This window comes from Zobellia sp. B3R18, assembly GCF_018860715.1.
Classification (GTDB): domain Bacteria; phylum Bacteroidota; class Bacteroidia; order Flavobacteriales; family Flavobacteriaceae; genus Zobellia; species Zobellia russellii.
Genome location: NZ_JAHKQG010000006.1, coordinates 148,217 through 163,357 on the forward strand (window position 1 = coordinate 148,217; position 15,141 = coordinate 163,357).

At 39.4% G+C, this 15,141-nt stretch carries 11 protein-coding genes; 6 read left to right on the forward strand and 5 right to left on the reverse strand.

Annotated features, from left to right (window positions below; translation table 11 throughout):
* Positions 1–24: 24 nt before the first annotated feature.
* Entirely contained in the window at positions 25–732 is a 708-nt protein-coding gene (locus KO513_RS04270) for a hypothetical protein (RefSeq protein ID WP_215912429.1), read from the forward strand.
* A gap of 155 nt (positions 733–887) precedes the next feature.
* Positions 888–1,418, forward strand: coding sequence for a hypothetical protein (locus tag KO513_RS04275; RefSeq protein ID WP_215440970.1), 531 nt, complete (start codon positions 888–890; stop codon positions 1,416–1,418).
* A gap of 37 nt (positions 1,419–1,455) precedes the next feature.
* Here the strand turns inward: KO513_RS04275 and KO513_RS04280 are convergent, their stop codons facing one another.
* The 4 genes from KO513_RS04280 to guaA all read right to left on the reverse strand — a co-directional run bounded on the left by KO513_RS04280 (position 1,456) and on the right by guaA (position 6,197).
* Entirely contained in the window at positions 1,456–2,004 is a 549-nt protein-coding gene (locus KO513_RS04280; RefSeq protein WP_252735677.1) for a DUF922 domain-containing protein, read from the reverse strand.
* On the reverse strand, positions 1,992–2,396 hold the full coding sequence (locus KO513_RS04285; protein ID WP_215912430.1) for an OsmC family protein: 405 nt from the start codon (positions 2,394–2,396) through the stop codon (positions 1,992–1,994). The genes KO513_RS04280 and KO513_RS04285 overlap by 13 nt, the downstream gene beginning before the upstream one ends.
* A 94-nt stretch (positions 2,397–2,490) precedes the next feature.
* Positions 2,491–4,662, reverse strand: a complete 2,172-nt coding sequence (locus KO513_RS04290) for a LysM peptidoglycan-binding domain-containing protein (RefSeq protein WP_252735678.1) — start codon at positions 4,660–4,662, stop codon at positions 2,491–2,493.
* Between the two features lie 2 nt (positions 4,663–4,664).
* On the reverse strand, positions 4,665–6,197 hold the full coding sequence (gene guaA, locus KO513_RS04295) for a glutamine-hydrolyzing GMP synthase (protein WP_215912486.1): 1,533 nt from the start codon (positions 6,195–6,197) through the stop codon (positions 4,665–4,667).
* 660 nt (positions 6,198–6,857) lie between these two features.
* Here guaA and KO513_RS04300 point away from each other — a divergent pair.
* The 3 genes from KO513_RS04300 (at position 6,858) to KO513_RS04310 (ending at position 10,894) form a co-directional block, all read left to right on the forward strand.
* Positions 6,858–9,266 (forward strand): TonB-dependent receptor, encoded by a 2,409-nt coding sequence (locus KO513_RS04300; protein WP_215912432.1) that lies wholly within the window; start codon positions 6,858–6,860, stop codon positions 9,264–9,266.
* 2 nt (positions 9,267–9,268) lie between these two features.
* Positions 9,269–10,168 (forward strand): DUF4249 family protein, encoded by a 900-nt coding sequence (locus KO513_RS04305; RefSeq protein WP_215912433.1) that lies wholly within the window; start codon positions 9,269–9,271, stop codon positions 10,166–10,168.
* Positions 10,169–10,348: 180 nt separating this feature from the next.
* On the forward strand, positions 10,349–10,894 hold the full coding sequence (locus KO513_RS04310) for a pyridoxamine 5'-phosphate oxidase family protein (RefSeq protein ID WP_215912434.1): 546 nt from the start codon (positions 10,349–10,351) through the stop codon (positions 10,892–10,894).
* A gap of 13 nt (positions 10,895–10,907) precedes the next feature.
* Here the strand turns inward: KO513_RS04310 and bshC are convergent, their stop codons facing one another.
* The gene (bshC, locus tag KO513_RS04315; protein WP_215912435.1) at positions 10,908–12,509 is read right to left on the reverse strand and encodes a bacillithiol biosynthesis cysteine-adding enzyme BshC; all 1,602 of its coding nucleotides are present in this window, start codon (positions 12,507–12,509) and stop codon (positions 10,908–10,910) included.
* 151 nt (positions 12,510–12,660) lie between these two features.
* On the opposite strand from bshC, the gene KO513_RS04320 reads away from it, so the two are divergent.
* Positions 12,661–15,120, forward strand: a complete 2,460-nt coding sequence (locus tag KO513_RS04320; protein ID WP_215912436.1) for a M14 metallopeptidase family protein — start codon at positions 12,661–12,663, stop codon at positions 15,118–15,120.
* The last annotated feature ends 21 nt before the right edge of the window (positions 15,121–15,141 follow it).

Sequence of the window (15,141 nt, forward strand, 5' to 3'; positions counted from 1 at the left end):
GCAAACATCTAAACATCGCGAACAATGAATTTACCGAAAATAGTATCCATATACACACTTATACTCCTTCTGAGCACCACCATATCCTGTTCCGAAGATAATTCAACCATAGACCCTCCCGTTCCAAAAGAGCAAAGCGAAGAAGACCCGGTTACAGAAGAAGAGAACGAGAGTACCTCCGAAGAGGAACAAGAAGAGGAACAAGAAGTGGAAACCAACGAAGAAGAGGAAGTGGAAGAAAGTCCGCAAGAAGAAGAAGAAGAAGAAGAAGAAGAAGAAGAAGAAACAACTAACAATTTTGGCACTATTGAATTGTCCGGTGATGAAACCTCTGATGTTGGCACTGAGCTCGTTGTTGGACACATTGCCGTTGGTCGTGCAGATTTGACAGGCACGGAAAAATCAGTGATTTTAACGGACGAAAACACTCCAATTACAGAAGAAGGACCAGAACCTAAAAACCTTGACAAAGGCTTTGTTCTTATAGGTGGAGACGACCTTAATGCCGGTGGAACTACTTCTGCGGAAAAAGACATCTCTATGGTCATATTTATTAACGGTGAAGAATACCGCTTTGGATGTTCCGTACCTAGCGGCGGAAACTTTATTGATTGCGGCGCCGACTACAATATAGATTTTGATAAAAAGGAAATGGTTTTTAATGAAACCACAGTTGTTAATACCGAAACGAAAGTAACTTTGACCATGAACGGCACTATTACGTGGGAATAGCTCCTATACAAAGAAAAAACATGCTTTTGCAACCTCTAAATAAAATGGTGTTCTATACCGAATTCACAAGCCGAAAGAAGCCAATTAAAAAATATGTACGTAATTTTACCCAGAATTTTATTCTAAATAACAACATTACACTAAACACTATTACAATGAAAAAAACACTTACACTATTAGCTGCCTTTACGTTTGTAGTGCAGCTTGCATCCGCCCAGGAATTTGAAGTAGGCTCAAACGTAATTAACGTAGGTCTTGGCTTAGGAGGATATTACGGCGGATACGACACTTCTACACAAAGTCCCGTGTTCAGTGCTAGCTACGAAAGAGGCGTTTGGGATGTTCCTGGCCCCGGTGTTGTTAGTCTTGGTGGATACCTTGGTTACAAAAAATTCACCTATGACAGCAACTTCAACAATGCGGATTATAGCTGGTCCTATACGGTCATAGGAGCTCGTGGCGCCTATCACTATACCGGTTTTGATATTGATAACCTGGATGTATACGGTGGAGCTATGATATCTATGCGTATTTATAACGGAGATGATTTTAACGACCTAAATAGCAGACCTGGCGCAACCGCTTTTGTTGGTGGTCGTTGGTATTTTACAGACAGTATTGCCGGTTTTGCAGAAGCGGGTTATGGTGCTGCCTTCCTAACACTAGGAGCTTCTTTTAGATTCTAACAGCCTAGAAATAAAATATTAAAAGCCTTCTTAGAATTTAATTCTGAGAAGGCTTTTCTTCTTTAAGTGCAGCTTTAATTTCTTGGTTCCAGAGCAACTGCTTTTGCAAGTCTCTGGAAAAATTGGTCTCCCTATCGTATTTGTTCTGAAAGTTGCTTAGCTCTTTTAAAATAGATTTATATATAGCCCTCACTTCCGCCTTGGCATCCATTGTAAATTGAGTCTTGGCCAACCGTTCCCGCATTTTCCTGGCATAGAGCTCGGATATATCAAAATGCAACTGCTCATGGCTTAAAATAATTGAATCGCATAATTCCGGGCGATACCATGATTTATTGGGGTAAAATTCGCTCTGCACTACAAAATTCAAATAGAGCTGCCCATCTTTCTTAAAAGATGAAAACGAGTAACTAATACCGCTGGCCGTTGTTGCTGCGGCCCATTCGGTTTTAAAATAACTGCCTTTAAAATCGGACCATTGCAGTTTTCTGTCCGCATCCCAAACCATGATTTCTTCCTCTTGGGAAAAAACCATACCGGTCACCAACAAGCAAATGGCCCAAAGGCTGTTTTTTAGAGCTCCCAATGAAATGTGATTACCTTTTCTATATCCGGATGCAAACTGTAGTGCACGGGGCACGTCATTGCCGTATGCTCCAAGATTTTTCTATCCTTCTCCGAAACATCCAAAGGCAAAATGAGTTTGGCTTCAATTTTAGAGATACGTCTTGGTCCGGCAGCCATGTGCTTCTTGATTTCCACCGTAGAACCATCCAACTTTACTCCTAGTCCTTTGGCCTTTATCCCCATCATAGTAACCATGCAGCTCCCCAACCCGGTAGCTACTGTATCAGTTGGTGAAAAAGCCTGTCCCAGACCATTATTATCTACGGGAGCGTCCGTAATGAAAGTGTTACCGGAGCGCACATGTTCACAAGTGGTTCTTAATTCTCCGTTGTAGGTTACTTTTGAAGTCATACTAAATTGGGTTTAGAATTAATTGTTCTATTCGTAAACCCTAAGTTAGTACTACCTGATTCAAAAAAGAAATAAATTTTACTGATTTCTAAACTTACTCCGCCTCTTTTATCCGAAGGTCCTCAAACATTAAAACATAGGATGATTGATTAAAGTAGCCAGAAGCACCATGCTTTTCATAATCAAACTTACTACCGGAATACTCCGTTTCACCAATAACCTTGGAAGCTTCCATTAGGTTATTCTTGTACGCCAGCTTCAACAGAAGGTCATACGCAATATCAAAACCACGCACGGCATATCTATCCGGAGTACTTCCAAATCGTTTTTCATATCGTTTAGAAAATGAATCGTTTGAAGCTGTTTTATACACAGATGGGTAAGTGAAATGTAAATTTGATAAGTGGGCATTACTGATTACCTCGTTATCAAAAGCATTGTTTTTATTTGTAGTGAACATGCGCACTTTTATATCCTCTGTATTTCTAGAGTTCAAAATAGAACTTACACTTGAAACCAATTTGAAATTATCGGTCTCTACAAAAACCCAGTTATCCGAATCTTCAGAAAGAAGCTCCGTTAACTTTTCTATGTTAATACCGATGTTCTTTTCCTCTTGGGCCACTTTTAATGTATCGGCACCGGGAAAGCTTGCTAACAGTTGTTTTTGTACAGCCTTGTTCTTGTCATCTGCAATAATGATGATATGCTGCTCAGCAGTACGCTTTTCCTGTACATAACTAATCAGACGGTCACGTAGCACCTCCTCAGAAGTATACGAAAAGAAAACATTGGACAAACTTAAATCGCTCTTAGCGGGAATAGGAGCTACAAGAGGAACTTGTTTACCACTAGCCCTTACCGCAGTCTCTTTCAAGGAAGGCATATCCAACGGACCTACAATTGCACCGTACCCGGAAAGGTTCTCTCCTTGAAGGATTTCTTTGGTTCTTGCCAAGCTCAGTTGATTATCAAAAGTTTTAACATCTACTGAAATTCCTAAATCTGCAATAGAATCAATTGCCACCAATGCCCCCGAGTAAAGCCCCAAACTATACTTAAGGCTATTTCTTTTATCTATGATATTAGCTACACGATCTTTATCACTTAGGTCCAACTTATCCAATCGGAAAGGCAAAAGAAACATCAACTTTGGCTTGTTCTGCGTGTTAACACTATCCACAAGATTTATTTTATCCAACACCAATGAATTACGAACCTCAAAATTACCTTCCTGTTCTTTAGGCAATTTTAGTATCATACCCGCTTTTAACCCTTGGGACAAATCCGGATTCAATGCTAAAAGTTCTTTATAACTTATACCGAATTTACGGGTAAGTGAGAATTCGGTTTGTTTTGGCTTTACCTCATAAAAATTAAAGTTCTCCGTATTAATGGCTCCGCTATCCGCTTTTTTCTGCGGTATACGAATTACCATACCTTCTTTTAAGCCACCTCTTTCTGTAATTTCAGGATTCAAGCGAACGATTTCATCCGATTTTACTCCAAATTTCTGCTCTAACTGAAAGAAATTCATTTTAGGAGGAACCGTGTACGAAGTATACAGTTCTGTTTGCTGGTTATCTACAGTGCTTCCCGCAATCTTTGGCAATTTTAACTCTTGCCCTACGGCTAAGTAGTCATTGGATTTTGACAACTCAGGATTTAAGACCACCATACTATCTACAGTAATGCCATACTTATAAGCAATACTCCATCTGGTTTCTTTGGGAGCTACCTCATAGATTTCAAAATCATCTTCGTTAACAACAATCTCGTCTTCCGGTCTTACACTGCGGTATTTCGGAATCTTCAATGTCATTTTTCTTTTTAGTTGCGAAGAGTATAATTCTGGATTGTATTTCTTAATTGCTTCTTCGGTAATGTGAAACCGTTTCGCAATACTGTACAATGTTTCCTTTTTCTTTACTCGGTACGATGTAAATCCAATAGGTTCTTCTTGCGCTTCGCCAACATCTTTTTTCACGGATGCGGGCTCTACTTTTCTTGTAGATTGAGAGGCAACTTCCTTGGCTTTACTATCCTTAGGAATAACCAATATTGTATTAGCCCTCAGCTCATCACCGCGTTTTACCTCTTTATTTAATTTAAGTATGGTTTCAGTATCCAACCTATACTGTTTTGCTATACCCTCCAAGGTCTCACCCTTCTTTACGGCATGCGTGGTAAACTTCTGTGCAGAAGCTTTGCACCCCACAAAAACGAACAATAATAATGTTAGACCTACTTTAAAAAACTGATTCATATTTATTCCCATTCAATGGTTGCCGGCGGCTTAGAACTTATATCGTACACAACCCTGTTAACGCCCGGCACTTTGTTGATAATATCGTTTGATGTCTTTTGCAAGAATTCGTAGGGTAAATTCACCCAATCGGCGGTCATACCATCGGTACTTTCTACAGCTCGCAAAGCTACGCATTTTTCGTAAGTACGCTCATCTCCCATAACCCCTACACTATTTACGGGCAAAAGCATTGCTCCGGCCTGCCAAACCTTATCATAAAGGCCCCAATCACGCAATCCCTGTATAAAGATATGATCCACCTCCTGTAGTATAGACACCTTTTCCGGCGTAATGTCACCCAAAATACGAATTGCTAGTCCAGGACCAGGAAAAGGATGTCTTCCCAAGCGCTCATCACCTATGGCCATACTCTTACCTACGCGCCTAACCTCATCCTTGAACAACATTTTTAAAGGCTCTACCACTTTTAGCTTCATAAAATCCGGCAAACCACCTACATTATGATGACTTTTAATTGTTGCCGATGGACCTCCGGTAGCAGAAACCGACTCAATTACATCTGGATAAATAGTGCCTTGTGCCAACCACTTTACATCCTGCACTAGGTGCGCCTCATCATCAAAAACATCTATAAACACCTTTCCTATTATCTTTCTTTTCTTCTCCGGGTCACTTTCTCCGGCAAGGGCATCCAAAAAGCGTGCCGAAGCATCAACTCCTTTTACATTAAGCCCCATATGCTCGTACTGATCAAGTACGTCCTGAAACTCGTTCTTTCTTAAAAGACCGTTATTCACGAAAATGCAATAAAGATTCTTTCCAATAGCCTTATGGAGTAACACAGCTGCAACCGTAGAATCTACTCCACCGGACAAACCGAGCACAACTTTATCGTTACCTATTTTCTGTTTTAGCTCTGCCACGGTCAAATCAACAAACGCATCCGGCGTCCAAGTTTGTTCCACTCCAGCGATGTTTACCAGGAAGTTTTCCAGTATTTTTTTTCCATCTGTAGAGTGATAAACCTCTGGGTGAAATTGAATAGCATAAGTATCCTCGTTTTCAATCTTATACGCAGCACGTTCAACATCATGTGTACTTGCCAAAACTACTCCGTTTTCAGGAAGTTCTTGTATGGTATCACTATGGCTCATCCAGACTTGACTACCTTCCAAAACACCTTCAAAAAACGCTTCGCCAGATTTAATATAGGACAGATTTGCACGACCATATTCCCTAGTATTGGAAGGCGCCACATTGCCGCCACCAAAGTGAGCCAAGTATTGCGCTCCATAACAAACCGCCAATAAAGGCTTCTTGCCTTTGATTTCGGACAGATCCGGATGCGGAGCATCATCGGCCCGCACCGAGAACGGGGAACCCGACAGGATTACCGCCTTATAAGAGGATAAGTCCTCCGGAGGCTTGTTATACGGCTTTATTTCACAAAAAATGTTGAGTTCTCTAACCCTTCTAGCGATGAGTTGTGTGTACTGAGAACCGAAATCGAGTATAAGGACGTTGTTTTGCATGGCCAAAAATAGCAAATTCCATTCTCCCAAAAAGACTCTTTTTACATATTTATAATCGGGTTTTTAACAATCACCCCAAATAACAGAATTACAACAGTAGGGAGTAAGCCAAATTGAAAACTAAAATTCCTACAATTCAAAAAATACCCACCCAAAAGACTCATCAAAAGCTAAATTTTTCACAATACCCAAAAGTCCATCTCAACGTTCATTTTTCAATTTTTTCACAAAAATTACCAAGGATTTCGCTCAAAAAAGGGCGATTTCGAAGAAAATGCAAAAATCGAAATCAACACTTCATTACAAATAATTTAAAATACTGGTTTTAAATAAATTAAACTAATTCCTACAAAATGTTAAATTATGTTAAAACTGACCTTTTTTAGCTATTTTACGCGGTAATCTTGGCCGATTGGGTTACGGACGCAGAAAAAACCAAAAACCATTTTTGACCTCTCTTGATGTTCATTTTATTTATCTTTTTGTTAACAGCATGCTTTAAAGATTATAACTTTCTTGCGTAAGAATTTACTGCTATAAAAACATTTCATCAGTGCACAAAAGCAGTAATTACATCAATCAAAAAACGAACACATCTTGAAAAAAGCCATCTGTTGCACCTCATTTTTTCTTGCTCTATTTCAACAAGGACATTCAAAAATGAGTAGACTCCCTTGCAGGATAGAAAAGGGAATTCAAAAAAATTCCAGAACACCTTTTATTTTCAAAGACAACTTTTTTACCCCCAATCAAGCGGATGAAAAATATATCGTTAGCGGATATGTTACAGAAAGTGGAAGTGGGGAACATCTATTGGGGGTATCCGTTTATGTTCCTGAATTAAAATTGGGCACCACCACAAATGACTATGGTTTTTTCTCATTGACCCTACCCGAAGGAAACCATGAAGTCATCATTTCATACATTGGTTACGGAAATGAAAAACGACAAATTAATTTAACGGAGGACAAAATTCTATCCGTCACCCTAAAACCATCTACCCAAAATCTGGACGAAGTTGTTGTAACGGCAGATGAGAGCATAAAGGAAAGCAAGGTCACCCAAATGAGTAAAGTACAGATCAATCCTGCGGATATTCAGGATATACCTGCACTATTAGGTGAAAAAGACGTAATGAAGACCTTGCAGCTCATGCCCGGAATTCAAGGAGGTTCCGAAGGAAGTTCCGGTTTCTTTGTTCGCGGGGGCACACCGGACCAAAACCTTATTATCTTGGATGATGCGGTGGTCTACAACTCCAATCACCTTTTTGGATTTTTCTCGGTCTTTAACGGTGATGCCATTAAATCCGTAGAAGCTTTTAAAGGTGGTTTCCCCGCCCGTTTTGGTGGCCGACTCTCCTCCGTCATTAAATTGGATATGAAAGATGGGAACAAAGAAAAACTTTCAGGCAAGGTTAACATTGGGCTTATCTCCTCATCCGCATTACTTGAAGGCCCTATTAATAAAGGTAAGACTTCTTTCATTGCCAGCGGGCGCCGTACTTATGCAGATATTATGGCACGGCCCTTTATAGATAGTAAAAAAGGCAATAGAACGGGGTATTACTTTACCGATTTCAATTTTAAGATTCATCATATTTTTAGTCCAAAAGACAAATTGTTCTGGAGCAACTACTTGGGACAAGACAAATTCTATGACAATAGTGTTTATGATGATGGAAACAGAGACAAATCAAGGTTGCAATGGGGAAATATCACCTCTACCCTTCGTTGGAACCACCAGTTTAACAATAAACTTTTCTCTAACACCTCACTGATTTTCAGTAACTACAAGTTTAAAATATCAATTGAGGAAGATTTTGATGACCAACAATACCTGTTTAAAAGCAGTTCGGGTATTAATGACTATACCTTAAAGACTGATTTTGACTATTATCCGAACAATCAGCATACAATCCGGTTTGGTGCCAACGCAACCATGCACAACTTTACACCACAGCGGTTATTGCTAAAAGATGAATTTAACGCGGATATAGATAAAGAACAAGAACTAAATTCCTTTGAAGGTGCCATCTATGCGGAAGACGACTGGAAATTGACGGATAAATTGAGTCTGTCTCCCGGCCTTAGACTTAGCTATTTCAATTATAAGGATAAACACTATGTAAACCCTGAACCCCGGCTGGCATTATCCTATAACATGAAAACCGACCTGGCCTTTAAAGCCTCTTATTCGCAGATGAACCAGTATATTCACCTACTGTCCAGTTCCGGCATAGGCCTACCAACGGATTTATGGGTCTCATCTACGGACAATATAAAACCGCAAACCTCCCAGCAGTTCGCTGTAGGTATCGCAAAGGATTTCTTTGACAAAGATTACTCCATAAGCTTAGAAGGCTATTACAAGACCTTAGATGATGTCATTGCCTATAAAGAAGGAGCCTCTTTTTTAGCAATTGACGATTTTGAAAGTGGAAAGAATACCAATTGGGAAGAAAATATTACCTCCGGAAAAGGGTGGGCCTACGGTGCCGAAATACTTTTTAGAAAGCAAACAGGCCCTTTTACGGGTTGGCTAGGCTATACTTTAGCATGGTCCGAAAGGCAATTTGATGAATTGAACCTGGGTAAGAAGTTCTATGATCGCTATGATCGCAGACACGATATATCACTAGTAGGTATTTACAAACCAAGTGAAAAAATAACCTTATCGGGTACTTGGGTACTTTCTACCGGCAACCATTACACCTTGCCCAACCAACAGCATGTTGCGGAACCGGTAAATTTCCCGGTTGCCAATTATCCAACGTATTATAACTATTCGGGAATGGAAAATTTCACCACACAACGAAACAATTTTCGAGGTGAAACCAGTCATAGGTTAGATTTGGGCGTTCAATTCCATAAAAAGAAAAAGAAGAACAGAGAACGCACTTGGGGACTTTCGCTCTACAACGCCTATGCCCGTAAAAATCCGTTTATATACACCATTGAGAATAAGGATTACGATTTTTACAACCCAGATGCTCCGGAAGAAAAGCAACTGACCCGGACCTCCGTACTCATATTGATACCTTCTATTAACTACACCTTTAAATTTTAACCATGAGCAAATACATTCAGATAAGTTTAATGTTAGTTCTGCTGTGTAGCGCGTGCCAAGACCCTGTAGATGCAGATGAGTTGCTCAATGTAGACGACGGCATCTATATTATTGGATATCTATCCCCTACCGATACTGTGCTTACCGTTCATGTTTCAACAGCGGTTCCTGCCGTAGGAACCCCTATATATGACCATGTGGATGACATGGGCTACGGGTCAAACACAGACCCATTCATCATAAAGGATGCAACCGTTCTCATTAGTGATGAAGATGACAATGAAATTCAACTTACCTATAATCCGGAAAGTAGAAATTATCAGGTAGATGCTTCCGAATTTGATATTAAAGGAGAGGCAACTTATTTTTTAAGGGTTTCCGCTAACAACCAAGAATTTACCTCATCCTGTAGCATTCCCAAAAAGATTGAGCCCATTACGGAAAAAATAACCGCGGGAGAAAAAAACGAATTCTACCAAGATTATAATCTGGATATTGCTTTTCAAGATATTAGCGGCTCAAAAAACTATTACATAATAGGAGCAATAGCTGAAGAAACGTACGAAGGAGAGATCTACCCTTACATAATAGATTTTGAACTAAGCAGTTTTTTAACAGATGTTATCGGAGATGGGGAAACTCTTAGTGCTAATACCATTATCACCAATTACGACGTTGAAAATTCAACTACCGCCAAAATAACCTTACAAGTGGCTAATGTAGAAGAAATGCTTTATTTGAACCGCCGGGCCACTTATCTAAACGATTATAATGATGGTAATCCTTTTGTTGAGTACAGCATCATGCCTAACAATATTGAAGGAAAAAACGGGGTAGGCGTCTTTGCGGGATATCAACTTACTGAAAAGGTGATTGAATATGAATTAAACGGAAATCCTTAAAAAGTAAAAGTCCGGGATACCAAACCCGGACTTTTCATCAAAATCAAAAAAACCAACCTAAACACATGAAATCGTTTAGTTAAAAAACTTTTTCATAGCATTTTTACTAATAACACTCTACTTGACAAATACCCTACCCGTTTTTAAAAGTTTTTTCTACTTTTATTTAAAAGCATATAAATGACTTCTATTTTTTGGGATGAAACCCTAAGCGAAATAAAAAAGGGAATTGCAGAAAGAGGACATCCTTTTCGGTTTTTTACATTGGCCACCATGGGCAAATCTGGGACTCCAAGTCAACGTACAGTGGTCTTTAGACATTTTAATGACAACCTAAGCCTTGTATTCTATACGGACAAGCGTTCCCAAAAAGTTAAGGATATTGAGAATAAAGCAGATGTAAGTTTATTATTCTATCATCCTGAAAATCTTTTGCAGATTGTCATAAAAGGAAAAGCATCAAAAATTACTAAACCTGAAATACTAAAAGAATACTGGAGTGCTGTTCCGGACAGCAATAAAAAAGACTACACTACCCATGTCGCCCCCGGGAGTATTATAAAAGCACCGGATACCATTACATATTTAGATGACCGCAACCATTTTTGCGCTATTGAAATAGTACCTGACACTATTGAGTACCTAAAATTAAAGCGACCCAACCATATTAGGGTACTTTTTTCCAGAACCGATGCATCTTGGGAAGGGGAGTTTTTAACCCCTTAACTTGTACTGCCAACTATACCTTTACTACTGTGAACTCTTGTTGAAGTGGCTTTAAGGTATCCAAAAGCATAGGCACTAGACTTTCTCCTAACTCCAAATAAAGCTCGGAGAAATTTACGTTCCGCTCCTGTAAAGACTTATTCGGAAAAAGTTCGTTCTGAATTTCCGTCATGCGAAGCACGTGGTCTTTAAGTTTTCGTTTTTGAGCCTGCAGCAACCTTTTTTCAAGATGGTCCAAACCTTTCTTTTGCTTTACTTCTTGGGCCTTTACGGCTCCCAAGAAAGAAGCATCGGTCTGTTCTGCTAAATCATACAAAGCTTTAAATTGCTCCTCTAACAGTTGTTTTTGAGGGGCAAAGTCAATATCAATATTAGATATTTCCCTGATTTTTTTATTAATGAAGCTACTTTGTTTTAAAAACAGGTCTTTTACGGCAAAGTTCATTTTAGCCAACTTTTCCGTTTGCTTTTCAGTTATCACCAATGCCGAATTTCTCAGCAACAAAATAGGAAAAGGTACTTGCATGGCCTCGAACATGGCTTTCAGCTCCAACCAATAAGCTATTTCCCCTCCTCCACCTATATAACATAGATTAGGCAGGATTACCTCTTGGTATAATGGTCTTGCGATTACATTGGGAGAGAACCGTTCCGGGTAAGCTTTTAATTCTTTTTGCAATTCTTCTTTCGTAAAACGAATTTCAGTATCGTTTATAAAATATTCCCCGTTTTGCTCCACAATTCTTTCCCTGAGCCCCTCCTTTAGGTAAAAATAATTGATTTCACGAGGGTTTACCTGAATGGTATATTTCTGCTCCAAAGCTTCAAATTCCGCTATGGTTTCGGAAACCTTCCGGTGTGCCAATTGGTCAAAAATATCCTTCTCGGCATAAGGCACTAAAAGACTTTTTAAACTCTTATCATCACCATCTACAATGACCAAACCTTCATTTCCAAAAAGTGCATTGGCTAAATAACGCGTTGCATTGGTTAAATTATCATGCTGTAAATAAGCTTTCTTAAAAAGCTCTTTTAACGCAAGGGCATTGGTACTATTCCCTATTTGATTTGAAAACGCTTCAAAAATTTCATCCAAACCTTCCGTATCCAAGTGACCTACGGCCCCAGATGCCGTTCTATTCCATTTTAACTTTTTTCCTTGAAAGTTAAAATAGTTGATTTCCTCAAAATCATGGTCTTCCGTAGCCATCCAATACACAGGTACAAAATTGTATTTTGGATATGCTTTTTTAAGCTCCTTTGTAAGATTTATGGTAGATACTATCTTATAGAGAAAATATAACGGTCCCGTAAAAAGGTTTAATTGGTGCCCGGTAACTATAGTAAAAGTAATGGGTTCCTTTAGTTTTTTTAAGTGTGTCTGGGTTTCATCCGTTACATCAAACCCCTGGTATTGCTTTTGTAATGCTTCGTAGAGCACTTCCCTATGGGCATCGGGAAAACTTGTAGCCTTTTCAGCTATTTGACCTTCAAAATTCTCTAGATTGGGAAACCGGTTGTAAAAGTTGCGTACCTGCGGTTCTTGGGCAAGATAATCACATATAAATTCCGAAAAATAGCCGGTCCGGTAAAAGGGTAAACAGTCAATATCCATAAGGGTGTAAATATAAAACTCTTCGCTAATGCGACTTCCTAAAAATACGTTAATTACTTCAACCTAATTTTCATACCACTAATGGAGAAACCGCATCTTTATTTAACCATAATCATTAGCTTTGGTAGTATTCTCTGGAAACACCTTACAAATGAAAATTCTCTTATCTGTTTTTGCCTTTTGTTTTTACCTTACACTCTCGTCCCAAGAAATAAAATCGCCCTCTGATTTTTTAGGTTATGAACTGGGCTCACAGTTTACCAGACACCATCGTGTAATGGACTATTACGAGTATCTGGCCCAAACTGACCCGACCAGAGTGAAATTAGAGAATTATGGCGAAACCAATGAAGGAAGACCTTTGTTACTTGCATACATATCCGCTCCGGAAAACATAAAAAATATTGAAAACATCCGCCAAGAACACTTAAAAAACACAGATGGTGAAGGGAACCCCACAAAGGCCATTGTATGGATGAGTTATAATGTACACGGCAATGAGAGCGTAAGTACTGAAGCCTCTATGAAAACAGTCTATGAAATTCTGACTATGAAAACGGAATATCTAAAGAATACCATGGTAATCATAGACCCTTGTATGAATCCGGATGGTAGGGAACGTTATGTAAACTGGTACTATCAATATAAAAACGCACCTAATACCATAGACCCTAATAGTAAGGAGCATCACGAGCCATGGCTAAACGGTAGACCTAACCATTATATGTTTGATTTAAATAGGGATTGGGCATGGCTTACACAGACTGAAAGCCAACAGCGCATTAAAGCTTACAATAAATGGCTGCCCCATGTACATGTAGATTTTCATGAACAGGGTGTAGACAACCCTTATTATTTTGCCCCTGCCGCAGAACCGTTTCATGAGGTTATTACGGATTTTCAGAGAGAATTCCAGACCACCATGGGGAAGAACCATGCTAAATATTTTGATGCCAACGGGTGGTTTTATTTTACAAAAGAAATTTTTGACCTCCTTTATCCTAGTTACGGAGATACCTACCCTACGTATAGTGGAAGTATTGGCATGACCTACGAACAAGGTGGTAGCGGAAGCGCCGGATTAGGGGTCATAACAGGTTCAGGTGACACCCTTACCTTAAAGGACAGAATCCTACATCATCACACCACCGGATTATCTACGTTAGAGATTGCCTCTAAAAACGTATCAAGATTAAACGAGGAATTCAAAAAATTCTATCGCCCTAAAGACTATAAATACAAGAGTTATGTTCTTAACGGCAATACGGATAAGCTGAAAGCTCTTACCCATTTATTGGAGCAACACGAAATAAATTATGGTTGGGCCACGGATAAAATCGCCAAAGGCTACAATTACAGTACAGGTAAAGTAAGTAGTATAAAAACCAATACAAACACCTTAGTTATTGGCACCGAACAAAAAAAGGCTACACTTGTAAAAGTACTTTTTGAACCCAACACCAAACTTACGGACTCCCTTACTTACGATATTACCGCTTGGTCTTTGCCCTATGCATACGGACTTGATGCCGTAGCTTCGGAAACCAGAGTAAACGCAGATACCCGTGAACCGAAATTATCGGCGCCGGAAAAAGCTAAAATCACCAAGGAAGCTTACGCATTTATAGTAGAATGGAACAGCTTTAGCGACGCCCAATTTTTAGCTGAGCTTCTGAATAGCGGCATTAAAGCTAGGCATGCTAAGAATCCTTTTTCAATGGAGGGCACCGAATACAACCGTGGTACACTTTTAATTACCAAAGCCGATAATAAAAACAATCCTGATTTTTTAAAGTCTCTTTCCGCCATTGCCAACAACCATAATAAGACCCTAAAAGCCTCCACAACAGGGTTTGTTGAGGATGGTAAAGACTTTGGCTCCAATTCCGTACAAATCATAAAGCGGCCTAAAGTAGCCATCCTCTCGGGAGAACCTACTTACACTCTAAATTTTGGCGAAATCTGGCATTTTTTTGAACAACAGTTAAAATACCCTGTTACCATATTGGATACGGATTACTTTAAAAATGTAAACCTTTCACAATACGATATTCTCATCCTTCCGGACGGAAGTCATTACAGTAGCTTCCTTACCGAAAACAGAATGAGCCAGTTAAAAGATTGGATAAGCGATGGAGGAAAGTTGTTAGCTTTAGGTGGAGCCTTAAAGGCCCTGGCCAAGGAAGATAAATTTCAACTGAAACCAAAGGAAACCGAAGAAGATTCCAACTCTGCCATCCCCGTTTACGACCATAATCAGCGGGAACAGATTAGAAAAGAAATTACAGGAGCTATATTCAAGACCAAAGTAGACCAAACCCACCCTTTGGCCTATGGTTATAATGACACTTACTTTAGCCTAAAATTAGGTGGGGCCGCCTATAAGTACCTGGACAAAGGCACAGTAGTTTATCTGCAGGAAGAAGACACCAAACCTGCTGCTGGTTTTGCAGGAAGTGATGCCAAAAAGAAAATTGGGGAAAGCTTGGTGTTTGGGGTAGAATCCCACGGTAAGGGAAAATTGATCTATTTTGTTGACAATCCTCTATTTCGTGGGTTTTGGGAAAACGGAAAACTATTTTTTGCCAATGCACTTTTTATGGTAGACTAAATTTCAAAACTTCTTTTCGCT

Coding starts and splice junctions, on each gene's coding strand:
- KO513_RS04270 (WP_215912429.1), top strand. CDS start 25: ATGAATTTACCGAAAATAGTATCCATATACACACTTATACTCCTTCTG.
- KO513_RS04275 (WP_215440970.1), top strand. CDS start 888: ATGAAAAAAACACTTACACTATTAGCTGCCTTTACGTTTGTAGTGCAG.
- KO513_RS04285 (WP_215912430.1), bottom strand. CDS start 2,396: ATGACTTCAAAAGTAACCTACAACGGAGAATTAAGAACCACTTGTGAA.
- KO513_RS04290 (WP_252735678.1), bottom strand. CDS start 4,662: ATGAATCAGTTTTTTAAAGTAGGTCTAACATTATTATTGTTCGTTTTT.
- guaA (WP_215912486.1), bottom strand. CDS start 6,197: ATGCAAAACAACGTCCTTATACTCGATTTCGGTTCTCAGTACACACAA.
- KO513_RS04300 (WP_215912432.1), top strand. CDS start 6,858: ATGAGTAGACTCCCTTGCAGGATAGAAAAGGGAATTCAAAAAAATTCC.
- KO513_RS04305 (WP_215912433.1), top strand. CDS start 9,269: ATGAGCAAATACATTCAGATAAGTTTAATGTTAGTTCTGCTGTGTAGC.
- KO513_RS04310 (WP_215912434.1), top strand. CDS start 10,349: ATGACTTCTATTTTTTGGGATGAAACCCTAAGCGAAATAAAAAAGGGA.
- bshC (WP_215912435.1), bottom strand. CDS start 12,509: ATGGATATTGACTGTTTACCCTTTTACCGGACCGGCTATTTTTCGGAA.
- KO513_RS04320 (WP_215912436.1), top strand. CDS start 12,661: ATGAAAATTCTCTTATCTGTTTTTGCCTTTTGTTTTTACCTTACACTC.